Below are 23920 nucleotides of genomic sequence, written 5' to 3'. Positions count from 1 at the left end.
CCGGGGCCCCCGGCGTCATGGGCCGGGAGCCACCCGGCATCGCCACGCACCGCATCCCGAGGAGCCACCCGTGCCGCGCATGCTCGACGTCAGCGACGACGTACGCGCCGAGATCGGCGACGAAGAAGCCGACCGGCTGCTCGCCGGAGAGAACGCCCCGGGCAGTTACGACTGCACGTCCTGCCGCACCCCGGGCGACTCGGAACAGGAGCGCACCAGCACCGTCCTGTTCATCGGCGACGAGACCGCCGTCCTCGCCTTCGCCCACGCCACCTGCCTGCCCTCACAGGTCGTGCAGGTCACCGAGGAGCAACTACAGGGCGCCGTCCGCTCGATCAACCCCGACGGCGGGCCCGGTCAGGCCGCCCCCGAGCAGGCCGTGCTGGGCGTCACCAGCGGACTCGTCCTGCTGAACGGCGAGTTGCACCCTGCTCTCGTCGTCGAACCCACCGGCCCCATCGTGCGCCCCGGTTCCACGGACATCGGCGACGACTTCCTGCCGCTCCTGATCGAGCAGGGCTTCATGCCGGTGACCCAGCTGCACTCGGTGCCGCCCGTACTGCACGGCTGGTCGGTACTGCTCGCCATGGGCCAGTTGCACGCCGTGCTCCAGCCGGGCACCGGCGGCGGCTCGCCCGTCGCCTGGTGGCAGGCCCACCAGGCACTCCAGGTCGCCGAGAGCTGGCGCGCGGCCGCCAACAAGCACCAGCAGGTACTGCTGTTCGCGGCTCCGGTCGGCTCGATCGGCCGCCAGCCCCGCGAGGACCTGTTGCGCGACGCGCTGGACAAGGCCGCGGCCAACGGGAAGCTGGTGGCCGCGGCCATGCCGCTCGCCGGTACGTGACCGCTCCTCCCGAGGCCGCGGGCGGCCACGGCCGCGCCGATCACCCCGGTGACCGGCGTCGGCTCCGGTCACGGACGGCCGGAGCCGGCCCGGTCACCGGGGTCGGCTCCGGCCGTCCCCGATGGGACGCACGGTGATCCGCACCCCCGAGGGGCGCCGAGCGTTCCCCCACCCCGGATCCGAGTCCCCGCTGACCTGCGAAAGCGGCACGGTGGCCGCATCCGTTGGGCGGTGGGGTCGTTGGCACATACGTGCACACCTACGACGCCCCCCGCCGCCGCCAGTCCCTCCAGCCGATCCCGCCCGCGCGACCGGCCCAGGACCCCCAGGGCAGCCCCTCGGCCACGCCGATCTACGACGCGCTCTACGCCGAGTGGGTCAGATGCTTCAGGGCGCTGCCCGGCGACCGGCACGGCGAGGAGGAGCTCGGCTTCACGGCTTTCGGGAATCTGGCGCACGGCACGGGCGGGTACGGATCGTCCTCGTACACCTCGTCGTTCAGCTCCTACAGCGCGGGGGCCTACTCCGCGCGCCACGGCGGCGTGACGCCGGGGCACACCACGACGGCGACCGCCGTCTGGCAGCCGGGCGGGCGACAGCAGGGCACGGGCATGCACCATGTCCCGGCCGCCCTGCCGCCCGCGCCACGCCGGGGACTCTGAGCGGGGAGCGATGTGAACGGGTGAGGGGCGGCTCCCATGGGAGCCGCCCCTCACCCGTTCACATCGCTCCCGCGACTACTTCTTCTTGTTGGCACCGCGCTTCTCGCGCACCCGGACCGAGATGTGGATCGGCGTCCCCTCGAAACCGAACTCCTCGCGCAGCCGGCGCTCGATGAAGCGCCGGTAGCCGTGCTCGATGAAGCCGGAGGCGAACAGCACGAACCGCGGGGGCTTGGTCCCCGCCTGCGTACCGAAGAGGATGCGCGGCTGCTTGCCGCCACGGACCGGGTGCGGGTGGGCGGCGACCAGCTCACCGAGGAAGGCGTTCAGACGACCGGTCGGAACCCGGGTCTCCCAGCCGTCCAGGGCCGTCTCGATCGCGGGGACGAGCTTCTCCATGTGCCGGCCGGTCTGCGCCGAGACGTTCACCCGGGGCGCCCACGCCACCTGGAGGAGCTCGGTCTCGATCTCCCGCTCCAGGTAGTAGCGGCGCTCCTCGTCGAGGGTGTCCCACTTGTTGAAGGCGAGGACGATCGCGCGGCCCGCCTCGACGGCCATCGTGACGATGCGCTGGTCCTGCACGGAGATGGTCTCGGACGCGTCGATCAGGATGACCGCGACCTCGGCCTTCTCCACGGCGGCGGCGGTCCGCAGCGAGGCGTAGTAGTCGGCGCCCTGCTGGAGGTGGACACGCTTGCGGATGCCCGCCGTGTCGACGAACTTCCAGGTGATACCGCCGAGTTCGATGAGCTCGTCGACCGGGTCACGGGTGGTGCCCGCGACCTCGTTGACGACCACGCGGTCCTCGCCCGCCACCTTGTTCAGCAGGGAGGACTTGCCGACGTTCGGACGGCCGATGAGGGCGATGCGGCGGGGGCCGCCCACCGCGGTGCCGAAGGTCTGCGCCGGGGCCTCGGGCAGGGCCTCCAGGACGGCGTCCAGCATGTCGCCGGTGCCGCGGCCGTGCAGCGCCGAGACGGGGTGCGGCTCACCGAGACCGAGGGACCAGAGATACGAGGCATCGGCCTCGCCGCTCGGGCCGTCGACCTTGTTGGCGCAGAGCACGACCGGCTTGCCGGCCTTGCGCAGCAGCCGTACGACGGCCTCGTCGGTGTCCGTCGCGCCGACCTTGGCGTCCACGACGAAGACCACCGCGTCGGCCGCCTCGATCGCGTACTCGGCCTGCGCGGCGACGGACGCGTCGATGCCGAGGACGTCCTGCTCCCAGCCGCCCGTGTCGACGAGCTTGAAACGGCGGCCCGCCCACTCGGCCTCGTAGGTGACCCGGTCGCGGGTGACACCGGGCTTGTCCTCGACGACGGCCTCGCGGCGGCCGATGATCCTGTTCACCAGGGTCGACTTGCCGACGTTCGGGCGGCCGACGACGGCGAGGACGGGCAGCGGGCCGTGGCCCGCCTCGTCGATCGCGCCCTCGACGTCCTCGATGTCGAAGCCCTCTTCCGCGGCGAGCTCCATGAAGTCCGCGTACTCGGCATCGCCAAGCGCCCCGTGCTCGTGCCCGGCCGGGCCGGCCGAGCCGTCGGGCTGAATGTGGTCGTTCATGAAGTCCGTACCTCGTCGTTCATTCGTGGTGATCGGTGGACCGCCCGCACATCGGGTGATCCACTACTCAAGTGTCGCCTAGTGCCCGGTGGGGCGCCCGGCGGTTTCCGGGCGTCCGGTCAGACGCCTGGCGTGGTCCAGGTGGGCGCTCAGCTGCTTCTGGATGCGCGTGGTCGCCTCGTCCAGCGCCTTGCGCGTACGCCGCCCGCTGCCGTCGCCCGCCTCGAAGGGGTCTCCGAAGACGACATCGACCCGGCTGCGCAGCGGCGGGAGACCCTTGGTCAACCGGCTGCTCTTCCCGGAACTTCCCAGTACCGCCACCGGGACGATCGGGGCGCCGCTGCGGACCGCGAAATAGGCGAGCCCGGCGCGCAGCGAGGCGAAGTCTCCCTCACCGCGGGTGCCCTCGGGGAAGATGCCGAGCACCCCGCCGGCCGAGAGGACGCCGAGGGCCTGGGTGATCGCGGTGCGGTCCGTGGTCGTGCGGTCGACCTTGACCTGCCCGATACCGAGCAGGAAGGGGTCGAGAGGGCCGATGAACGCTTCCTTCTTGATCAGGAAGTGCGTGGGCCGCGGTGCCACGCCCATCACCATCGGTCCGTCGATGTTGTGGGAGTGGTTCACGGCGAGGATCGCCGGGCCGGTCGCGGGGACCTTCCAGGCGCCGAGCACCCGCGGCTTCCACAGGCCGTACATCAGGCCGACGCCGATACGGCGCCCGATCTCGGCGCCCCTCTCGGAGGGTGCGGTCACTTGGCGGCCCGCTTCTCCTCGACGAGGGTGACGACGCACTCTATGACCTGCTGGAGCGTGAGATCGGAGGTGTCCACCTCGACCGCGTCGTCCGCCTTGGCGAGCGGGGAGGTCTTGCGGCTGGAGTCGGCCGCGTCCCGCTTCAGGAGGGCCTCGCGCGTCGCCCGGACGTCGGCGCCCTTCAGCTCACCGCTGCGGCGGGCGGCACGCGCCTCCGGGGAGGCGGTGAGGAAGATCTTCAGATCGGCGTCGGGCAGCACCGTGGTGCCGATGTCCCGGCCCTCGACGACGATGCCGTACTCCGCGCCCGCGGCGATCGAACGCTGCAGCTCGGTGATCCGGGCGCGCACCTCGGGCACCGCGCTGACCGCGCTGACCTTGGAGGTGACCTCCTGGGTGCGGATCGGCCCCGCGACGTCGGTCCCGTCGACCGAGATGGCCGGCGCGGACGGGTCGGTGCCGGAGACGATCTCCGGCTTGCCCGCCACGGCGGCGATCGCCGTCGGGTCCGTGACGTCGATGCCGTTGCTCACCATCCACCAGGTGATCGCCCGGTACTGCGCGCCCGTGTCCAGGTAGCTGAGGCCCAGCTGCGCGGCCACGGCCTTGGAGGTGCTCGACTTGCCCGTGCCGGAGGGGCCGTCGATGGCGACAATCACTGCCGGGGCGGTCCGGGCGGCGCCGTTTTCCACGGTGGGGACACCTTCCTGGTGCGGGGTGGAGGTCTGTGCGGGACGCGAACGCGCCCCGCACAAGGTTACTGGCTCCCCGGGCCCCGTATTACTGGCCCCGTCGCCGCTCCCCCGCCAACCGCTCTCCCGGCCCGCGCCACGAAGGCCCCGCGCCCGCCGGTCGCCCTACTGGCGCAGTGCCCAGCCCCGGTCCCGCAGCGCCGCGCTCAGCACGGGCACCGCCTTGGGCTCGACCATCAGCTGGACCAGACCCGCCTGCCGGCCCGTCGCGTGCTCGATGCGTACGTCCTCGACGTTGACGCCGGCCGCCCCCGCGTCGGCGAAGATGCGCGCCAGCTGGCCGGGCTGGTCGTCGATGAGGACGGCGACCGTCTCGTACGTCAGCGGAGCGGCTCCGTGCTTGCCGGGGACCCGTACCTGGCCCGCGTTGCCGCGCCGCAGCATGTCCTCGATGCCGCCGGCGCCCTCGCGGCGCTTGGCCTCGTCGGAGGACTGGAGGGCACGCAGCGCCAGGACCGTCTCGTCGAGGTCGGCGGAGACGTCCGCGAGGAGGTCGGCGACCGGTCCCGGGTTCGCGGAGAGGATGTCGATCCACATCCGGGGGTCCGAGGCCGCGATCCTGGTCACGTCGCGGATGCCCTGCCCGCAGAGCCGTACCGCCGTTTCCTCGGCGTGCTGCAGACGCGCGGCGACCATGCTCGACACCAGGTGCGGCATGTGCGAGACGAGCGCGACCGCCCGGTCGTGGGCGTCGGCGTCCATGACGACGGGCAGCGCGCGGCAGTGCGACACCAGTTCCAGCGCGAGGTTCAGGACCTCTGTGTCCGTGTCCCGGGTGGGCGTCAGCACCCAGGGACGGCCCTCGAAGAGATCACCCGACGCCGCCAGCGGGCCCGACTTCTCGCGGCCCGACATGGGGTGCGAGCCGATGTACGCGGAGAGGTCGAGGCCCAGGGCCTCCAGTTCACGGCGCGGGCCGCCCTTGACGCTCGCCACGTCGAGGTAGCCGCGCGCGGCGCCGCGCCGCATGGCGTCCGCGAGCGTCGCCGCCACGTGCGCCGGCGGCGCCGCGACGATCGCGAGGTCCACGGGCCCGGTGGGCGTCTCGTCGGTGCCGGCGCCGAGCGCGGCGGCCGTGCGGGCCTGCTCCGGGTCGTGGTCGGTGAGGTGGACGACGACGCCCCGCTGGACGAGCGCGAGCGCCGCCGACGTGCCGATCAGACCGGTTCCGATGACGAGTGCGGTCCTCACTGGGCGATGTCCTTGCGCAGGGCGCCCGCGGTGCCCAGGTAGACGTGCGCGATGTCGGCACGCGGCCGGTCGGACTCGATGTGCGCGAGGATCCGTACGACGCGGGGCATCGCGCCCTCGATGTCCAGCTCCTGCGCGCAGATCAGCGGTACGTCGACGATGCCCAGCTTGCGGGCCGCGGCCGCCGGGAAGTCGCTGTGCAGATCGGGCGTCGCCGTGAACCAGACGCTGATCAGGTCGTCCGTGGTGAGACCGTTCCGCTCCAGGACGGCGGTGAGCAGCTCACCGACCCGCTCGTCCATGTGGCCGGCCTCGTCCCGTTCCAGCTGGACGGCGCCCCGGACCGCTCGTACCGCCACGGCAATGCTCCTCGCTGATCTGCGTACACGTCTGTCGCACCAGCGTAGTCAGCCCGCGGGCGCGCCGGCGCGCGGCGCCCGCCTGACGAGACGGGCGCCGTGGTGCCGCGGCACATTTCAGAGCGCCTGCTGCCTGATGAGGTCCTCCAGCGAGGCGCCGGACCGCGGCAGCTCGCCGCCCGGGGTCAGCCTGTCGACCGCCTGCGGCAGGTACTGGGCGATCTCGTCCGCGGCCTTCTCCGAACTGACCCCGCTGCGGGCGGCGACCTCGTGGAGGGTGTCGGAGGGCAGTGCCTGCGCGACCTGCTCGCCGGAGACGGGCTTGTTCTCGCCGGTGCCGATCCACGACTGCGCCTGGTCCGCCAGCCCCGACTTCGTGAGCATGTCCATCAGCCCGCCCAGCGGGTTGCCGCCGCCGCCCTGGCCGTTGGTCAGGGAGCGGAGCAGCGAACCCAGGATGTCGCCCCCGCTCTGCCCGCCACCGCCGCCGCCGCCGAGGAGACCGCCGAGCAGGCTGCCGAGATCGTTGTCCGCCATGGGTCGACGCCTTTCGAGGAGAACCGCCGGGGGCGGGTCGCCTCCCGGCCTCAGACTCAGCCAATGTCACTTGAATCGCCGCATTCCGCTACTTGTGGTGAGAATGCGCCCGTGCGCCTCTGGACGCCGGGGCGCCGGTCCGCTCTGATGGCAGAAGACCCGCCTCGGGGGAGGCCCGAATGAAGCGCCCAGGACCCCTTCTCACCCTTCTCGCCGGACTGCTCCTCGCCGTGTTCATGCTGTCGCTCAACGCGACGACGGGGGTGAGGAACGCGTCGTCGTACCGCCCGCGGACACCCGCCGCCGCGCCGCCGGCGAGCGCGGCACCCGAGAAGTCCACGTCACCGGCCGGTCCGTCGCCGTCACCGTCGCCGTCCGCGAGCCCCGTTCCGAACGCCGACTACGCGGGCCGCACCGACGACGACTCCTCGGCCGTCGCCGTCTCGCTGCGCGACGGCCGCGCGATCGCGTACTTCTGCGACGGCCACGACAAGGAGTCGTGGCTCAAGGGAGACGTCGGGGACGACGGCACCCTGCGGCTCACCGGAAAGAACGGCGCGGAACTCGACGGCACCCTGCGCGACGGCAGGCGGATCCGCGGCACCGTCGACCTCGGCGGCCGCCGCTACCCCTTCACCGCCGACAAGGCGGTCAAGCCGTCCGGGCTCTACCGCGCGACGGCCACGGTGCGCGGCGCCGCACTGGACGGCGGCTGGATCGTGCTGCCCGGCGGCAAGCAGGTCGGCATCCTCGACCGCGACGGCGAACCGTCCGCGGCACCCGTGATCGACCCGGAGACCGGCGCCGTCACGGTCGACGGAAGGAAACTCACCGCACACCCCGTCACTCCGTGACCCGCTCGGCACGCCCACCCGTACACCGCACGTACACCGCCCGTCCCGACCCGTCCCGACCGGAAGCCCGTCCCGACCCGTCCCGACCCGTCCCGACCGGAAGCCCGTCCCGACCGGGAGCCCGTCCCGGCCCGTCCCGACCAGGAACCCTTTCCCGGCCCTTTCACGGCCCTTTCCCGACCAGGGAGCCGACATGACCGCGGATCCGAACGCCGCCACGCAGGGCTACCCCGTTCCGCCGCCCGTCCACCGACGCCCGCACCCGGTCCGCCCTCTCGTCCACCTCGTCCCGGCCCTGGTGGCCGCGGCGGTCGCGGTCGGCCTGGGTGTGTACGGCAGGACGCACCACCCGGCCGGGACCGCCTTCAACCTCGCGGGGTTCAGCAGCACGAGCGCGGTGAAGTCGTGGCTGGCCAGCACGGCGTTCGCCTTCGCGCTCCTCCAGTTGGTCTCGGCGTTCATGGTGTACGGGAAACTGCCGGGGCCGAGCTGGGCGCCGGTCCTGCACCGCTGGTCCGGACGGGTCGCGTTCCTGGTGGCGGTGCCCGTCGCGGTGCACTGCCTCTACGCGCTGGGCTTCCAGACGTACGAACCGCGCGTGCTGTGGCACTCGCTCCTGGGATGCTTCTTCTTCGGGGCATTCAGTGCCAAAATGCTCCTGCTCCGCTCGGAGCGACTGCCCGGCTGGCTGCTGCCCCTGGTCGGAGGACTCGTCTTCGTGGTCCTCACCGCCATCTGGCTGACGTCGGCTCTCTGGTTCTTCCGTACGTTCGGAGTGACGACATGACCAACCCCCCGGCGCGGCGCACCGTTCTCGGTACGGGCGGCGCCGCCGCCCTGCTCGTGGGGTGCAGCAAGTACGGCGACAGCGGCGGCAGTTCGCAGGCGTCCGCCCCGCCGGCCACGTCCGTCTCGCCACCCGCGTCCGGTGCCGCCGGCGGCACCGAGCTCGCCAGGACGAGCGACATCCCGGTCGGCGGCGGCAAGATCTTCAAGGACCGCAAGATCGTCGTCACCCAGCCCACGAAGGACGAGTTCAAGGCCTTCTCGGCGATCTGCACCCATCAGGGCTGCACCGTGAGCACCGTCGCCGACGGCACGATCGACTGCCCCTGCCATGGCAGCAAGTACCGCATCACCGACGCCTCGGTGGCCGCCGGCCCCGCCACGACGCCGCTGCCCGCCGAGAAGATCACGGTGGAGGGAAATTCGATTCGCCTGGTCTGAACCGGCGCGTACGCTCCGCACCATGCATTCCGAGGCCCTGGTACGCGACCACACGATCTACTCCTGCGTGATGGGGTCGCGTGCCTTCGGCCTGGCCACCGACGACAGCGACACGGACCGCCGGGGCGTGTTCCTCGCCCCGACCCCGCTGTTCTGGCGCCTCGACAAGCCGCCGACGCACGTAGAGGGCCCGGCCGACGAGCAGTTCAGCTGGGAACTGGAACGGTTCTGCGTCCTCGCGCTGCGCGCCAATCCGAACATCCTGGAGTGCCTCCACTCCCCCCTCGTCGAGTACGCCGACGACACGGGCCGCGCCCTGCTGGCCCTGCGCGAGGCGTTCCTGTCCCGCCGGGCCCACGAGACGTTCGCCCGCTACGCGCAGGGCCAGCACAGGAAACTGGAGGCCGACGTCCGCCGGCACGGCGCCCCGCGCTGGAAGCACGCGATGCACCTGCTCCGCCTCCTCATGACCTCCCGCGACCTGCTGCGCACCGGCACCCTGACCATCGACGTCGGCGACCAGCGCGAACCGCTGCTCGCCGTGAAGCGGGGTGAGGTCCCCTGGCCCCGCTTCGAGGCGTGGATGAGCCGCCTGGGGGCCGAGGCGGACGAGGCCGGCGCGCGCAGTCCCCTGCCGGCCGAGCCGGACCACGCCCGCGTCGAGGACTTCCTGGTCGGCGCGCGCCGCGCCTCAGCCGGCCGCGCCGACCCCGACGTCCGCGAGGCGCACCCGGACGACGAAGTCGTGCAGGGCGTCGTGCGCGGACGGGGCGTCCGGCAGCCCTGAGGTCCGCTGCGCCGCGTCCAGCAGGGCGTGCAGCCGCGCCACGTCGTCCGCCACGCGCGCGTGGTCGACGTCCGCGGCCCCGTGCTCCCGCTCCGCCTTCGCCGCCATCAGATCCGGCAGATACGGGGGAGCGCCCGCCTCCGCCACGAGTGCGCGCAGATCGGCCCGCACCTCGCCGCTGCGCATCAGATGGATGCCGGTGAGCAGCACCCGGAACGTGTAGAGCAGCGGCTTGAGTTCACCGGTCCTCCCGAACAGCCGCCACTGTGTCGTCGCGAACCCCCGGTAGTGGTGGGCGTGATGACGGGTCAGGACGCCCGGGACGAGCGAGACCAGCTCGCGGTGGGCCTCGCCGGTGTGCACGACCAGGGGCGAGAGCAGCTGCTCCAGCACATAGCCGTTGCGCCGCAGCATCAGCCGTACGAACTTGCGCAGGTCGTGGGTGACGAGGTCCATCTCGACGCCGTCCCGGTCCCACATCCGCGACCGGGTCTCCTCCGGCTCGCGCAGTCCGACCAGTTCGGCCGCCGGCAGCAGGTGCACGCCCCGCAGGTCGACGTCCGAGTCGCGCGAGGGGAAACCGTACAGATGTGCCCCGGAGACGGTGGCGAACAGCACCGGGTCGGGCTGCTCGGCCACCACCCCGGAGAGGTCGATGTCCAGGACGTCGTCGATCATCCGTCAAGCATCCCAGAGCGCCCCGAGGGACATGAGGTCGCTCTGGTACTCGATGCGGTCGGCCCACTCGGTCGGCCAGACGTCCGAACCGTGGTGGGCGCCCGCGAACGCGCCCGCCAGACAGGCGATCGAGTCGGAGTCGCCGGAGGTGCAGGCCGCCCGGCGCAGCGCGGTGACCGGCTCGTCGACGAAGAGCAGGAAGCAGAGCAGGCCGGTGGTGAGCGCCTCCTCGGCGACCCAGCCCGCTCCGGTGGCCAGGCAGGGGTCGGTCCCGGGCGAGGGGGCGCGCAGGGCGTCCCGGAGCCGGTCCAGCGCGCCCAGGCACTCGTCCCAGCCGCGCTCGATGAAGTGCTCCGGCGTGGGGTCCTGGCTGCGGGTCCACAGGTCGCCGAGCCAGCGGGAGCGGTAGTGGCCGCGGCTCTCCTCGGCGTACGCGCGCAGCAGCCCGACCAGTTCGCCGGGGTCGGCGCCCTGCACGAGGAGCCGGACGGCGTGGGCGGTGAGGTCCGAGGCGGCGAGCGCGGTGGGATGACCGTGGGTGAGTGCCGCCTGCAACTGTGCCGCGCCCGACCGCTGTTCGTCGCTCAGCCCCTGTACGAGCCCCACCGGTGCCACCCGCATGTTGGCGCCGCACCCCTTGGAGCCGATCTGGCTGGCGTCCTGCCAGGGGCGGCTCTCGTCCTTCAGGAGGTTGCAGGCGACCAGGCAGGTGCGGCCGGGGGCGCGGTTGTTGTCCGGGGACAGGTACCAGTCCACGAACTCCTCGCGCACCGCCCGTTCCATCCGCAGCGGTCCGAGCAGGCCGCGGTCCATGGCCGTGCGCAGGCCCCGCCCCAGCGCCAGCGTCATCTGGGTGTCGTCGGTGACGATCGCGGGCCTGGGCAGTGCCATCTCCCGCCAGGGGCCGCACTTGGCGAGGATCGACGGTATGTCGTCGAACTCGGTCGGGAAGCCCAGCGCGTCGCCGAGGGCGAGGCCCAGCAGGGACCCGGTGGCGGCGTGCTTCGCGAGCGTCGGGGTGGTGGTCATCAGGGCCGTCCTTCCGAAGGGGGACGCAGCAGGGGCGGGTGCAGGGCGGTGGCGCCGCCCGCGCGGTAGAGCGCGGCGGGTTTGCCGCGGCCTCCGGTGAGCCGGGCGGCACCCGGGACCGGTTCGACGAAACCGGGCGTGGCGAGGACCTTGCGCCGGAAGTTGGGCCGGTCGAGGGCGGTGTCCCACACCGTCTCGTAGACCCGCCGCAGCTCGCCGAGGGTGAACTCGGGCGGGCAGAAGGAGGTGGCGAGACAGGTGTACTCGAGCTTGGCGCCGACGCGTTCGTGGGCGTCGGCGAGGATGCGGTCGTGGTCGAAGGCGAGCGGGCCGGGCGTGCGGTACGGCTGCCACCGGGCCTGCGCCGCGTCACCACCGCCGTGCGGTTCGGGCGGGTCGGGGAGCAGCGCGGCGAACGCGACGGAGACGACCCGCATCCTGGGGTCGCGGCCGGGGTCGCTGTAGGTCCGCAGCTGCTCCAGGTGCAGGCGCGAGAGGTCCGACAGGCCGGTCTCCTCGGCGAGCTCGCGGCGTGCTGCCGTCTCCGCGGACTCGGCCGGCAGCACGAACCCGCCGGGAAGCGCCCAGTGGCCCGCGTACGGCTCCTGCCCCCGCTCGACGAGCAGCACCTCGAGCGCGTCGGCGCGGATCGTCAGGACGGCCAGGTCCACGGCCACGGCGAAGGGTTCGAACGCGTACTTGTCGTAACCCCCGGGCGGGCCGGCGCCGGGCGAGCGGCCCCGCCGCGCGAGCATCCCCACCGCCCCCGCCCTCCCGTCCGGACGACACACCGCCGCCCCAATTAATGGTCAGTACGACTGTAAAGAGCCCGGCGGGCCGCCCACAACCCTCCGGGAACCGGAATCCCCGCGATCTGCGCCCTGGTCCGGGCCCGGCGCGCGACGGCGCGCGTCACCGAAAGGGCGCCGGCGGCCCCTGAGGGCCCGCTGACGGCCGCGCGGCCCGGGGCCGCGGAACACGGGCCCCCGCGCCTCCCCGGGGCCGCCAGAGCCTCCCTGGGCACACGGCCGCCGCGCCCACGGCTCCCCGGCCGACCGGGGAGCCGCGCTCTTCGCGCCCCGCGTCCGGATACGCGTCGGCCGGCCCCTGGACACTCCCGGGACCGGCCGATACGACGGGTGTCGCCCGCGACGGGCGCTCTGGACGGACGCTCCTAGAGGCCGACCTCGTTCATGAGCATGCCGACCTCGGTGTTCGACAGACGGCGCAGCCAGCCCGACTTCTGGTCGCCGAGGGTGATCGGGCCGAAGGCGACGCGTACGAGCTTGTCCACCGGGAAGCCGGCCTCGGCGAGCATGCGGCGCACGATGTGCTTGCGGCCCTCGTGGAGGGTCACCTCGACCAGGTAGTTCTTGCCGGTCTGCTCGACGACACGGAAGTGGTCCGCCTTCGCGTACCCGTCCTCCAGCTGGATGCCGTCCTTGAGCCGCTTGCCCAGGTCGCGCGGGATCGGGCCCACGATGTGCGCGAGGTAGACCTTCTTCACGCCGTACTTCGGGTGGGTCAGCCGGTGCGCCAGCTCGCCGTGGTTGGTGAGCAGGATGACGCCCTCGGTCTCGGTGTCGAGCCGCCCGACGTGGAAGAGCCGTGTCTCGCGGTTCGTCACGTAGTCGCCGAGGCACTGACGGCCCTCGTTGTCCTCCATCGTGGAGACGACACCGGCAGGCTTGTTCAGCGAGAAGAACTGGTACGACTGCGTCGCGACCGTCAGCCCGTCGACCTTGATCTCGTCCTTGTCCGTGTCGACACGGAGACCCTGCTCCAGGACGATCTCGCCGTTGACCTCGACCCGCGCCTGCTCGACGAGCTCCTCGCAGGCACGCCGGGAGCCGTAGCCCGCTCGCGCGAGGATCTTCTGCAGACGCTCGCCCTCCTGCTCGGCGCCGGGGAAGGTCTTGGGCGTCTTCACCTCGGGCTTGCCCGCGTACCGGTCCCGGTTGCGCTCCTCGGCCCGCGTCTCGTACTCACGCGAGCGCGCCGGCTCCGTACGGCCGCCGCGCTGCTGGCCCTGCTTGGGGCCGCCCTTCGCGCCACCGCGCGCCGAGGCGCCGCGCCCGGACTTCGGGCCTTCGTGTGTGCCCCCGGGGCCCACGTCGTAGCGACGCTCCTCGGGACGGGGCTTGCTGGGACGCTTCGGCTGGTCGTCGCGCCCCGCGTCGCTCCTCGGCTGGGAGCCGGCTCCCCGCGGGCTGCCGCTCCCGCCGGTGCCACGCTGGCCGCCGGCGCCACGCTGGCCGCCGCTGCCACGCGCGCCGCCGCTCCCCCCGGCTCCCCGCGGGTTGCCGCGCCCGCTGTTCCTGCCACTGCCACTGCCACTGCTTCGCATCAAAGTTCCGTCGTCGTCGTGTCGTCTGCGTCTGCATCCGGTACGTCCGGATCGAACGACGGGACCCCTTCCAGCGTCTCTGCTTCGATCGCGTCCGCTTCCGGAAGGAAGGGTGCGAGCTCCGGGAGCTCGTCCAGACCGCGCAGGCCCATTCGCTCCAGGAAGTAGTTCGTCGTCGTGTACAGGATCGCACCTGTTTCGGGTTCCGTGCCCGCCTCCTCGACCAGACCGCGTTGCAACAGGGTGCGCATCACCCCGTCGCAGTTGACTCCGCGGACCGCCGAGACCCTGGAACGGCTGACCGGCTGGCGGTACGCGACGACCGCCAGGGTCTCCAGGGCCGCCTGGGTGAGGCGCGCCTGCTGGCCGTCCAGGACGAAACGTTCCACGGCCGCCGCGTACGCGGGCCGGGAGTAGAAACGCCAGCCGCCTGCGATGAGCCGCAGCTCGAAGCCGCGGCCCTGGACGGTGTACTCGTCGGCCAGCTCCCGCAGCGCGTCCGCGACCTGTCGTCTCGGCCGCTCCAGGATCTTCGCGAGGTGCTCCTCGGTCGCGGGTTCGTCCACGACCATGAGCACGGCCTCCAGGGCGGGCCGGAGATCGAGGTCGGCGACGGTGTCCGGACCCGCCGGGATCCGGCTGGTCTGCTCGCTCACGCCTTCTCCTTCCTGGCGTCTTCCTTCGCTGCCTCGGGCGGCCGGTCGAACTCGTCCGTCACCCGGGGTTCCTCGGCGCCGTCCCCGCCCGTCCAGCGCACCATCAGGTCCCCCAGCGCCTCCTCCTGGTCCAGGGCGACCGCCTTCTCCCGGTAGAGCTCCAGGAGGGCCAGGAAACGGGCCACGACGGTGAGGGTGTCGGCGGTGTCCGCCACCAGGTCGCGGAAGCTCGTCTCCCCGTGTTCGCGCAGCAGCGCCACCACGAACTCCGCCTGTTCCCGCACGCTGACCAGCGGGGCGTGGATGTGGTCGACGTACACCTGCGGCTTGGGCCTGGGCTGCATCGCCTTCACGGCGAGCCTGGCGAATCCCTCCGCCCCGATGCTGATGACGACCTCGGGCAGCAGTTCGGCGTGATGGGGTTCGAGGCCGACGGTACGGGGATAGCGGCGGGCCTCCTCGTCGAGGCGCGCGTTGAAGATGTCCGCGATCCGCTTGTACGCGCGGTACTGCAGCAGCCGGGCGAAGAGGAGGTCCCGGGCCTCCAGCAGGGCCAGGTCGGCCTCGTCCTCGATCTCCGCGGCGGGCAGCAGCCGCGCGGCCTTGAGATCGAGCAGGGTCGCCGCGACGACCAGGAACTCGGTCGTCTGGTCGAGGTCCCAGTCCGGTCCCATCGCCCTGATGTGGGCCATGAACTCGTCGGTCACCCGCGACAGCGCCACTTCCGTGACGTCCATCTTGTGCTTCGAGATCAACTGCAGCAGCAGGTCGAAGGGGCCCTCGAAGTTGGCCAGCCGCACCTTGAAAACGCCGTCACCGGCCTCCGCCGCATCGGCCTCCGGCACATCTCCGGCTCCGGCTCCGATCCCCGGGTCGACGGCGGTCGCGGCTTCCTCGCCGACCGGGGAACCGGTCTCGGCGGAGCCCTCGGGGCCGGCGGGGGTCCCGTAACCGGCGGACGTACTGTGTGTGACCGAGATCTCAGACCCGGTCCCGGCTTCCGGGCCGTCTTGAGCGGCTGGGAGCTCCGACGCGGGAACGGGCTCCGCGGCGGCCCTCGGGTCGGATCGTGGCTCCGGGTCGGATCGCGGCTCCGGGGCGGACTGCGCCGCCGGGCCGGTCGGTGGTTCGGGCTCCGCGGGAAACCTCGGCTCGGCCGACCCCTCGGCGGATTCGTCGGCCGGTGCGGACTCGTCGGCCGGTTCCGCGACGGTCGGCGCGCCAGCCGGTACGTCGGCCGGTACGTCGGGAGCCGGACCGGCCCCCGGCCCTCGGCCGAGCACACGTCGGCGGCCGGCGGAGCCGACGGCGGGGACGGGGGCGTCGTTCGAGGTCATAGCCGTCGCAGGCTACCGCTACCGCCCGCGGAGCCGTCGTACGAGAATGCTCGCGTCCCCGCGGGATTCGAGATCGGCCAGCACGACCGCGACCGCCTCACGGACGATCCGGCCGCGGTCGACCGCGAGCCCGTGCTCCCCGCGCAGCACCAGACGGGCGTGCTCGAGGTCCATGAGTTCCTCGGCGGACACGTACACCGTGATCTTCTCGTCGTGCCGCTCACGCCCGCTGGGCCGCCGGTTGGCGGCGCGCTGACGCTTGCGGGACTGCTGCTGGGCGGCGGCGGAACCGGCGCCTGAACCTTCCTGCGTCGCCTGGCGCCGCGCCGAGCGCTCCGGAGCCGTGCCCCGGCTGCGCGACTCCCCCGCGTCGGCGTCGGAGTCGGCCGCGACGTGTTCGTCGCCCTCGCCGTCGCCGCCCCGCACGGGCACCGAATGCGGCGCGTCGTCCGCGACGGCGGCCGGATCGCTCTCGCCGGCCGGAGCCGGCACCCGGGCCTCACCGTTGGCCCGGCGGGTGGGACTGGAGGCCTGGAGCGCCATGCCCCCGGTGGTACGGAACAGTTCGTCGGCCCCCGGCAGACTCACTCGGCGTGACACCGGGCGAGCACCTCCCTGGCGAGCTGGCGATAGGCGGCGGCACCGACGGAGTTGGAGGCGTACGTGGTGATCGGCTCACCCGCGACGGTGGTCTCCGGGAAGCGGACGGTCCGGCCGATCACCGTGTGGTAGACGTGATCGTCGAAGGCCTCGACCACCCGTGCGAGCACCTCACGGCTGTGCACCGTACGGGAGTCGTACATGGTCGCGAGGATGCCGTCGAGCTCCAGCTCGGGGTTGAGCCGCTCCTGGACCTTCTCGATGGTCTCGGTGAGCAGCGCGACACCACGCAGCGCGAAGAACTCGCACTCGAGCGGCACGATCACCTTGTGCGCCGCCGTCAGGGCGTTGACGGTGAGCAGGCCCAGCGAGGGCTGACAGTCGATCACGATGTAGTCGTAGTCGGCCATCAGCGGCTTCAGGGCGCGCTGCAGGGTGGACTCGCGCGCGACCTCGGAGACGAGCTGCACCTCGGCGGCGGACAGGTCGATGTTGCTGGGCAGCAGGTCCATGTTCGGGACCGCCGTCTTCAGGAGCACCTCGTCGGCCGCCATGCCCCGCTCCATGAGCAGGTTGTAGACGGTGAGGTCGAGCTCCATCGGGTTGACGCCGAGACCGACCGAGAGCGCGCCCTGCGGGTCGAAGTCGACGAGCAGGACCCGGCGCCCGTACTCCGCGAGCGCGGCACCCAGGTTGATGGTCGACGTCGTCTTGCCGACGCCGCCCTTCTGGTTGCACATCGCGATGATCTTCGCGGGGCCGTGGTCGGTCAGCGGGCCCGGGATCGGGAAGTACGGCAGCGGCCGTCCGGTCGGGCCCACGCGCTCACGGCGCTGGCGGGCCGCGTCGGGCGCGAGCGTGGCCGCGTACTCCGGATCGGGCTCGTACTCGGCGTCGGGGTCGTAGAAGTGCCCCTCGGGCAGTTCGTCGTAGTCGGCGAAGTGGGTGCGGTTCTCGCCACTTCCGTTGCCGGCCATGGCGTTCACGTGATGGCCATCCATGCTCGGGTGTGCTGTCTGAGTCATCCGGGGACTCTGATGGGCTGCGAAGGTTCGGACAGCGACGGAGCCGACAGCCTCGAGCCCCATGGGGCCCTGGCCCCGCGCCGGCATTCCTGGTTGACCACCCCCGGGAGTAAATGTCGACTCATTCACAAGTCGTCTTACCTCCTTGGTGACCAGGAAACTTCTCGATAGGTCAGCGTGGCACCATGCCGACGGTTGGCGACTCTATGGCGTGTCACCGCTCCGCAGCAACACAATCCGCCGGACCCGACCCGATGTGTCGGCAACCGAACACCCCTCTGTCAAGGGCGTAAGGCCGTCGCACAGCAGGTTTCACCGGTGTGCGAATCGGTCGAAGAGTTACGTTCGTGGCGAGTTGATCGAGTGTCGCAAAGTGACCCGACACACATCCGGCCGGACCTTGCTGGGCAAGGTCCGGCCGGATGCGGGACGTTGACGACCTGTGTTGACGTATCGCCTTTTGCTCGTCGGCCGGTCCACGACCGCGCGGTGGCGGCCCGGCCGGACGGGGTCAGTCGAGCAGGGACTCCAGGGTCACGTGCTCCAGGCCGTGGGCCTCGGCGACCTCGCGGTAAACGACCTTGCCCTCATGCGTGTTGAGGCCCTTGGCCAGTGCGTGGTCGCGACGCAGGGCCTCGGCCCAGCCGCGGTTGGCGAGCTCCACGATGTACGGCAGCGTCGCGTTGGTCAGCGCGTACGTCGAGGTGTTCGGCACGGCGCCGGGCATGTTGGCGACGCAGTAGAAGACCGAGTTGTGGACCGGGAAGGTCGGCTCGGCGTGCGTGGTCGGACGCGAGTCCTCGAAGCAGCCGCCCTGGTCGATCGCGATGTCGACAAGGACACTTCCCGGCTTCATGCGCGAGACGAGTTCGTTGGTGACCAGCTTCGGGGCCTTGGCGCCCGGGATGAGGACCGCACCGATGACGAGGTCGGCCTCGAGGCATGCCTTCTCCAGCTCGAAGGCGTTGGAGACGACGGTCTGGATCTTCGTGCCGAAGATCTTGTCCGCCTCCTTGAGCTTGTTGATGTCGCGGTCGAGCAGGGTCACCTGGAAGCCCATGCCGATGGCGATCTGCGCGGCGTTCCAGCCGGAGACGCCGCCGCCGATGACGACGGCCTTGGCGGGCAGCACGCCGGGAACGCCGCCCGGCAGCACGCCGCGGCCGCCGTTGGCGCGCATCAGCTGGTAGGCGCCGACCTGCGGGGCGAGCCGGCCCGCGACCTCGGACATCGGGGCCAGCAGGGGCAGCGCGCGGCTGGGCAGCTCGACCGTCTCGTACGCGATCGCCGTGGTGCCGGACTCCAGGAGCGCGTCCGTGCACTCCTTGGAGGCGGCCAGGTGGAGGTAGGTGAAGAGCGTCTGGTCCTTGCGGAGGCGGTGGTACTCCTCCGCGATGGGCTCCTTGACCTTCAGCAGCAGGTCGGCGGTGGCCCACACCTCGTCGGCGGTGGGGAGGATCCGCGCACCGGCGGAGACGTACTCGTCGTCCGTGATCGAGGAGCCGACACCGGCGTTCTGCTCGACGAAGACCTGGTGGCCGTGGCGCACCAGCTCGTGGACGCCGGCGGGGGTGATGGCCACCCGGAACTCGTTGTTCTTGACCTCGCGGGGGATACCGACCTTCACGTCGATCACGGTCCTTGACTCAGAGGGTTGCGGGGCGTTGCACGGCCGGGGCGACGCAAGCCGGGGCAATGCATGTCATACCCGGATGCACGAACGCGCCGGGAGACGCCACGAAAGAACGCGGCGGAGCCAGTCTAATGAAGGGATTCCCTCTGTCTAGCCTTTCAATGCATCAATCTTCTGCGGATGCACTGCGGATTTCGCAGGCATCATCGCCTTGTTCCATGGCGATCTCGCTCTCCGGGAGCTCATCACCCAGCATGCGCCCGGCCGCCCCGCGGTGCAGCCGGGCCGCGGCGGGGTCGCCGAGCCGGTCCAGGGTGTCGGCCAGCCGGAGCTGCAGCGCGGCCTGCAGCCGCAGGTCCTCGGCGCGGCGGGCCCACTCGACGGCGTCCTGGCAGGTGCGCAGCGACTCCTCAGGCCGCCCCGCGTACTCCTGCACCCGCGCCAGCTCGCTCAACGCCCGTGCCTGGGCGGCCACATCGCCGTTCCTGCGGTGTCCGGTGACGGCGGCGCGCCAGTTGCGCAGCGCCTCGCCGTAGCGGCCCGCGTAGGTGTGCGCGGTGGCGATCCGGCCGTAGAGCCGGGCGGCGTCCAGCCGCTCGTCGCGCGCCAGGCGCTGGGCGAGCGCCCGGCCGTACCAGTCGGCGGCCCGGTCGAAGTCCCCGAGCTCCAGGTGGGCGCCGCCCACGGATTCCGTCGCCCGGCCGATCGCGTACGGGTCGTTCGCCTCGCGCGCGGCGTCGAGCGCGGCCCGGTAGCGGGCCAGGGCCGCCGCCGTACGACCGGTGCGCTCGTCCAGGTCGGCCAGGTTCAGCAGGGCCGCGGCCCGCTCCCGCGGCAGCCTGCGCCGCTCGGCGACATCGAGCACGAGCCGGTGGATGCCGTACAGCTCGGGTGCCGCGGCCCGGGTGCCGAAGTGGACCACCAGGGCCCGTACCAGCGCGGCCATCAGGCGGCGGGCCAGGGTGTCCAGCTCGCCGTCGGCGACCGCGACCCGGGCGGCGGCCAGCAGCGCGGGCTGCCGGATCCGCAGCCAGTCCTCGGCGGCCCTCGGGTTCGGGAAGCGCAGCGCGCGGGGCATTCCGGCGAGCTTCTCGCGGGCCGGCGAGCTGTCGGTCTCGGTGATCGCGCGACAGGACACCAGCAGCCGCACGGTCCGCTCCAGCATCCGGGCGCGGGCCAGCTGAAGCTCGGCCGGGCGGTCCTCGCTCTCGGTGAGGGCACGCAGCAGCGGCATCAGGAAGCCGGGGACCTCGTACTCGGGCAGCGGCGACTCGACCGTCCGCAGGAGCCCGAGCGCGGCGAAGTCGTCCAGCGCGCCGCGGGCGGCGTCGACCGAGCATCCGGCGAGCGCGGACGCGGTGTGCGGGTCGACGAGCCCGGCCGGCGCGAGCGAGAGCAGTCGCAGGGTCCGCGCGGAGGCGGCGGGCAGCCCGGTGTACGTGAGCCGGAAGATCCGGGCGGACGGCGAGCCCTCCTCGCCGTCCGCGCGCAGTTGCTTGGCGAGGTCGGCGACGGCCGCGGTGGGGTGTGCCGCGAGCCAGCCGCCCGCCAGCGCCAGGGCGCCGGGCTGGCCCGCGCACTCCTCGACGAGCCCTTCCGCGGCGAGCGGGTCGACGGTGATGCGGACCGAGCCCGCGAAGCGCTCCAGGAGTTCCAGCGCGGACTTGGTGTCGAGGCCGCCCAGGGTGCAGGGGCGGACGTCCGCGATGCCGGTCAGCGGTCCTCCGGAGACGGCGACCACCAGGCACTCGGGGGTGTCGGGCAGCAGGACGTCGACCTGCTCGGCGTCGGCCGCGTCGTCGAGCAGGAGCAGGGCGCGGCGGGTGGCGAGGGCGTCGCGCACCGCCGCGCTCAGGTCCTCGGCGCCGGCTCCGGGCGGCGCGGGCAGCTCCAGGGCCGTGAGGAGTTCCCGCGCGGTGCGCTCGGTGGGCACCGGGGTGCCGTCGGGTTCGGCGAGCCGGGCCCGCAGCACCCCGTCCGGGTAACTCTCGGCGACCTGCCGGACGAGTTCCCCGGCGAGCGCGGTGCGGCCCGAACCGGGCTTGCCGGCGATGAGCAGCACCCGCGCGCGAGGGGCTTTGCGGCCCGCGAGGGTGTCCAGTCCGGCCCGTTGGATGTCGGCCCGGAGTTCCTTCAACTCTCTTGCACGGCCGAGGAACTGACCCTTGGTAGGAGCGGACCCGGCAGCCGGACGCCGCCCTGCCGACGACGCTTTCGCGCCGTCCGTGTCCACTGCCTGATCTGTCACGGGCCACACTCCCGTCCCACTGCACGCGCAAGCCCGCCGGGACTCCGGTTCGGGCGTTTCCAGAGCCTAGTTCACGCTCTGCGACGAACCGTGCGGAGCACGGCGGGGACGTCCCCCGATCGGATCAGCCGATCGTAGGACAGGACGGGTGTGCCACGTGCCGCGGGAGGACGCCGGAAGGCGCCGAGGTCACCGGGGTCACCGGGGTGCCCCGGGAGGACCGCCGATGACAGCGGGCAACACCAGAAGGGGTGTCCAGGGCGCCCCTTCAGGTCCTGCCGGGCCTCGGACGGACACAGGCCGGGCCTCGAAGGGGCACAGGCCGGGCCGGGCCTCGAAGGGGCGGGGTGGCCGTCAGGCCTCGAACGGGCGCGCCGGCCAGGGCGCCTCGGCCGGGCGCAGCGCGTCGAGTCCGTCCCCGGCCCGTGCGGCGAGCAGCGAGAGGACGCCGACGACGAGGCAGTCGTTGTGGAGGTCGCCGCCGAGGACGCCCCGGACGAGTTCGTCGACGGGGACCCGGGCCAGCTCCATGTCGGCCTCCTCGTCCTCGACCTCGAAGCGCTCCCCCTCCGCCTCGGAGAGGTCGCGGGCGAGGAAGACGCGTACGGCCTCGGAACAGCCGCCGGGAGTGGTGTAGACGTCGGTCAGCACACGCCAGTTCTCGGCCTTGACGTGCGCCTCCTCGTACAGCTCGCGCTGGGCGGCGTGCAGGGGGTTCTCACCGGGGACGTCGAGCAGACCGGCCGGGATCTCCCAGAGCTTCTGACGCACGGGGTGACGGTACTGACGCAGCACCAGCACCCGGTCCTGGCCGTCCAGGGCCACGACGGCCACGGAGCCGGGATGGACCTGGTAGTCGCGCCGGGCGACCGACCCGTCGGGCATGACCACGTCGTCCGTGCGGACGGAGGTCTTGTTGCCGACGAAGGGGGTCGCGGTGGCCCTGACCTCCCACTCCTCGGCGGTGTCCTTGATCGTCATGCCCTGTCCTCCCACACGTGCAAAAGAAACCGGTCCCGGTGACGAGAACGACCGAAACCGGGGTGTGTGCCCCACGAGGCGCACACCCCGGCCACCGTACAACCCTGGTGCTACTTGCCCGTCTTGCGCTGTACCGCGGCCTTCACCAGTCCGGCGAAGAGCGGGTGCGGGCGGGTCGGGCGGGAGCGCAGCTCGGGGTGCGCCTGGGTCGCGACCAGGTAGGGGTGCACCTCGCGGGGGTACTCGACGTACTCCACGAGCTTGCCGTCCGGGGAGGTGCCGGAGAACTGCAGACCGGCCTTCTGCTCCAGCTCGCCGCGGTAGGCGTTGTTCACCTCGTAGCGGTGCCGGTGGCGCTCCTCGACGTACTCCTTGCCGTCGTACACCTCCCGCGCGATGGAGCCCTCCGCGAGCTTGGCCGGGTACATGCCCAGGCGCATCGTCCCGCCCATGTCGCCCTCGCCGGCCACGATGTCGAGCTGCTCGGCCATGGTGGAGATGACCGGGTGGGCGGTGGCGGAGTCGAACTCGGTGGAGTTGGCGTCCGGGATGCCGGCCAGGTTGCGCGCGGCCTCGATCACGATGCACTGCAGGCCGAGACAGAGGCCGAGCAGCGGGATCCTGTTCTCGCGGGCGTACTGGATCGCTCCGACCTTGCCCGACACACCACGGTCGCCGAAGCCGCCGGGGATGCAGATCGCGTCGACGTCACCGAGCTGCTTCGCGGCGCCCGCCGGGGTCTTGCAGTCGTCCGAGGTGACCCACTTGATCTTCACACGGGCCTTGTTGGCGAAGCCGCCCGCGCGGAGCGCCTCGGTGACCGAAAGGTAGGCGTCGGGCAGGTCGATGTACTTGCCGACCAGCGCCATGTTGATCTCGTGCTCGGGGCTGTGCACGCGGTCGAGCAGGTCGTCCCAGGTCGTCCAGTCCACGTCACGGAACGGCAGGTCCAGCTTGCGGACGACGTACGCGTCCAGGCCCTCGGTGTGCAGGACCTTCGGGATGTCGTAGATCGACTTCGCGTCGATGGCCGCGACCACGGCCGCCTCGTCCACGTCGCACATCAGCGAGATCTTGCGCTTGATCGCGGTCGGCACCTCACGGTCGGCGCGCAGCACGATCGCGTCCGGCTGGATACCGATGTTGCGCAGCGCCGCGACCGAGTGCTGGGTCGGCTTCGTCTTCAGCTCACCGGACGGGCCGATGTACGGGAGGAGCGAGATGTGCACGACGAACACGTTGTCGCGGCCCACCTCGTGACGGACCTGGCGGACCGTCTCCAGGAACGGCAGCGACTCGATGTCGCCGACCGTGCCGCCGACCTCGGTGATCACGACGTCGACGTCGTCGGTGGCCATACGGCGGATGCGGTGCTTGATCTCGTTGGTGATGTGCGGGATGACCTGGACCGTGTCGCCCAGGTACTCGCCGCGCCGCTCCTTGGCGATGACCGTCGAGTACACCTGTCCTGTAGTGACATTGGCGGAGCCGTCCAAGTCGACGTCGAGGAAGCGCTCGTAGTGTCCGATGTCCAGGTCGGTCTCGGCACCGTCGTTGGTGACGAACACCTCACCGTGCTGGAACGGGTTCATGGTGCCGGGGTCGACGTTCAGATACGGGTCGAGCTTCTGCATGGTGACCCGCAGCCCGCGCGCCTTGAGCAGCGCGCCCAGGCTGGAGGCGGTCAGACCCTTGCCGAGGGAGGAGGCGACACCCCCGGTGACGAAGATGTGCTTGGTCGTCGTGGCGTTGCTGCTTCGGAAAGCGGCGGGCGGCATGGCCAAGAGGGGGCTCCCGTGGTCGCGGTCTGGGGTGCGTGCCGGCGTGGTGTCCGAGAATTCTTCGGAGGCGCCGTCG

Annotated in this window: 24 protein-coding genes; 6 read left to right on the top strand and 18 right to left on the bottom strand. The window is 72.1% G+C overall.

Annotated features, from left to right (window positions below):
* Positions 1–70 precede the first annotated feature (70 nt).
* Positions 71–844: a hypothetical protein gene (locus tag GFH48_RS31015; protein WP_153291402.1), complete on the top strand. Its 774-nt coding sequence runs from the start codon at positions 71–73 to the stop codon at positions 842–844.
* Between the two features lie 251 nt (positions 845–1095).
* The gene (locus tag GFH48_RS31010) at positions 1096–1506 is read left to right on the top strand and encodes a hypothetical protein (protein ID WP_153291401.1); all 411 of its coding nucleotides are present in this window, start codon (positions 1096–1098) and stop codon (positions 1504–1506) included.
* Positions 1507–1581: 75 nt separating this feature from the next.
* Here GFH48_RS31010 and der read toward each other — a convergent pair whose 3' ends face one another.
* The 6 genes from der to GFH48_RS30980 all read right to left on the bottom strand — a co-directional run bounded on the left by der (position 1582) and on the right by GFH48_RS30980 (position 6661).
* The gene (gene der / locus GFH48_RS31005; RefSeq protein WP_153291400.1) at positions 1582–3069 is read right to left on the bottom strand and encodes a ribosome biogenesis GTPase Der; all 1488 of its coding nucleotides are present in this window, start codon (positions 3067–3069) and stop codon (positions 1582–1584) included.
* A gap of 78 nt (positions 3070–3147) precedes the next feature.
* Entirely contained in the window at positions 3148–3861 is a 714-nt protein-coding gene (locus tag GFH48_RS31000) for a lysophospholipid acyltransferase family protein (RefSeq protein ID WP_153291399.1), read from the bottom strand.
* Entirely contained in the window at positions 3819–4514 is a 696-nt protein-coding gene (gene cmk, locus GFH48_RS30995) for a (d)CMP kinase (protein WP_153291398.1), read from the bottom strand. Before cmk ends, GFH48_RS31000 begins: the two co-directional genes overlap by 43 nt.
* Positions 4515–4679: 165 nt before the next feature.
* Positions 4680–5765, bottom strand: a complete 1086-nt coding sequence (locus GFH48_RS30990) for a prephenate dehydrogenase (RefSeq protein WP_153291397.1) — start codon at positions 5763–5765, stop codon at positions 4680–4682.
* Positions 5762–6124: a chorismate mutase gene (gene aroH, locus GFH48_RS30985; RefSeq protein WP_153291396.1), complete on the bottom strand. Its 363-nt coding sequence runs from the start codon at positions 6122–6124 to the stop codon at positions 5762–5764. Before aroH ends, GFH48_RS30990 begins: the two co-directional genes overlap by 4 nt.
* Before the next feature lie 117 nt (positions 6125–6241).
* The gene (locus GFH48_RS30980) at positions 6242–6661 is read right to left on the bottom strand and encodes a YidB family protein (RefSeq protein WP_153291395.1); all 420 of its coding nucleotides are present in this window, start codon (positions 6659–6661) and stop codon (positions 6242–6244) included.
* A gap of 179 nt (positions 6662–6840) precedes the next feature.
* Here GFH48_RS30980 and GFH48_RS30975 point away from each other — a divergent pair, with 179 nt between their 5' ends.
* From GFH48_RS30975 to GFH48_RS30960, 4 genes are all read left to right on the top strand, one after another.
* Positions 6841–7515, top strand: coding sequence for a hypothetical protein (locus GFH48_RS30975; protein WP_153291394.1), 675 nt, complete (start codon positions 6841–6843; stop codon positions 7513–7515).
* Between the two features lie 193 nt (positions 7516–7708).
* The gene (locus GFH48_RS30970; protein ID WP_153291393.1) at positions 7709–8302 is read left to right on the top strand and encodes a DUF6529 family protein; all 594 of its coding nucleotides are present in this window, start codon (positions 7709–7711) and stop codon (positions 8300–8302) included.
* Complete coding sequence (locus GFH48_RS30965) at positions 8299–8742, top strand: Rieske (2Fe-2S) protein (RefSeq protein ID WP_153291392.1); 444 nt, start codon at positions 8299–8301, stop codon at positions 8740–8742. The genes GFH48_RS30970 and GFH48_RS30965 overlap by 4 nt, the downstream gene beginning before the upstream one ends.
* 22 nt (positions 8743–8764) lie before the next feature.
* On the top strand, positions 8765–9529 hold the full coding sequence (locus tag GFH48_RS30960; protein WP_153291391.1) for a nucleotidyltransferase domain-containing protein: 765 nt from the start codon (positions 8765–8767) through the stop codon (positions 9527–9529).
* On the opposite strand, the gene GFH48_RS30955 is transcribed toward GFH48_RS30960, so the two are convergent.
* The 12 genes from GFH48_RS30955 to GFH48_RS30900 form a co-directional block, all read right to left on the bottom strand.
* Positions 9434–10207, bottom strand: coding sequence for a nucleotidyltransferase domain-containing protein (locus GFH48_RS30955; RefSeq protein ID WP_407698676.1), 774 nt, complete (start codon positions 10205–10207; stop codon positions 9434–9436). The two genes, GFH48_RS30960 and GFH48_RS30955, sit on opposite strands and share 96 nt — an antisense overlap.
* Positions 10208–10210: 3 nt before the next feature.
* Positions 10211–11236 (bottom strand): ADP-ribosylglycohydrolase family protein, encoded by a 1026-nt coding sequence (locus tag GFH48_RS30950; protein ID WP_153291390.1) that lies wholly within the window; start codon positions 11234–11236, stop codon positions 10211–10213.
* A complete protein-coding gene (locus GFH48_RS30945) occupies positions 11236–11991 on the bottom strand; it encodes an NUDIX hydrolase (protein WP_153293198.1) in 756 nt (251 codons plus the stop codon). The genes GFH48_RS30950 and GFH48_RS30945 overlap by 1 nt, the downstream gene beginning before the upstream one ends.
* A gap of 419 nt (positions 11992–12410) precedes the next feature.
* Positions 12411–13583, bottom strand: coding sequence for a pseudouridine synthase (locus tag GFH48_RS30940; RefSeq protein ID WP_153291389.1), 1173 nt, complete (start codon positions 13581–13583; stop codon positions 12411–12413).
* A complete protein-coding gene (gene scpB, locus GFH48_RS30935) occupies positions 13583–14239 on the bottom strand; it encodes an SMC-Scp complex subunit ScpB (RefSeq protein ID WP_153291388.1) in 657 nt (218 codons plus the stop codon). Before scpB ends, GFH48_RS30940 begins: the two co-directional genes overlap by 1 nt.
* On the bottom strand, positions 14236–15576 hold the full coding sequence (locus tag GFH48_RS30930) for a segregation/condensation protein A (protein WP_153291387.1): 1341 nt from the start codon (positions 15574–15576) through the stop codon (positions 14236–14238). The genes scpB and GFH48_RS30930 overlap by 4 nt, the downstream gene beginning before the upstream one ends.
* Positions 15577–15594: 18 nt before the next feature.
* A complete protein-coding gene (locus GFH48_RS30925) occupies positions 15595–16176 on the bottom strand; it encodes a hypothetical protein (protein ID WP_153291386.1) in 582 nt (193 codons plus the stop codon).
* Complete coding sequence (locus tag GFH48_RS30920) at positions 16161–17288, bottom strand: ParA family protein (RefSeq protein ID WP_153291385.1); 1128 nt, start codon at positions 17286–17288, stop codon at positions 16161–16163. Before GFH48_RS30920 ends, GFH48_RS30925 begins: the two co-directional genes overlap by 16 nt.
* 424 nt (positions 17289–17712) lie before the next feature.
* Entirely contained in the window at positions 17713–18837 is a 1125-nt protein-coding gene (gene ald, locus GFH48_RS30915; protein ID WP_194280725.1) for an alanine dehydrogenase, read from the bottom strand.
* Positions 18838–19000: 163 nt separating this feature from the next.
* A complete protein-coding gene (locus GFH48_RS30910; protein WP_153291383.1) occupies positions 19001–21082 on the bottom strand; it encodes a tetratricopeptide repeat protein in 2082 nt (693 codons plus the stop codon).
* A 354-nt stretch (positions 21083–21436) separates the two neighbouring features.
* Entirely contained in the window at positions 21437–22063 is a 627-nt protein-coding gene (locus GFH48_RS30905; protein WP_153291382.1) for an NUDIX domain-containing protein, read from the bottom strand.
* Positions 22064–22173: 110 nt separating this feature from the next.
* Positions 22174–23841, bottom strand: coding sequence for a CTP synthase (locus GFH48_RS30900; RefSeq protein WP_153293197.1), 1668 nt, complete (start codon positions 23839–23841; stop codon positions 22174–22176).
* Between the last annotated feature and the right edge of the window lie 79 nt (positions 23842–23920).

The sequence above is a fragment of the Streptomyces fagopyri genome (assembly GCF_009498275.1).
GTDB lineage: Bacteria > Actinomycetota > Actinomycetes > Streptomycetales > Streptomycetaceae > Streptomyces > Streptomyces fagopyri.
The sequence above is the reverse complement of the archived record's forward strand: the minus strand, read 5'-3'. Positions and strand labels throughout refer to the sequence as shown.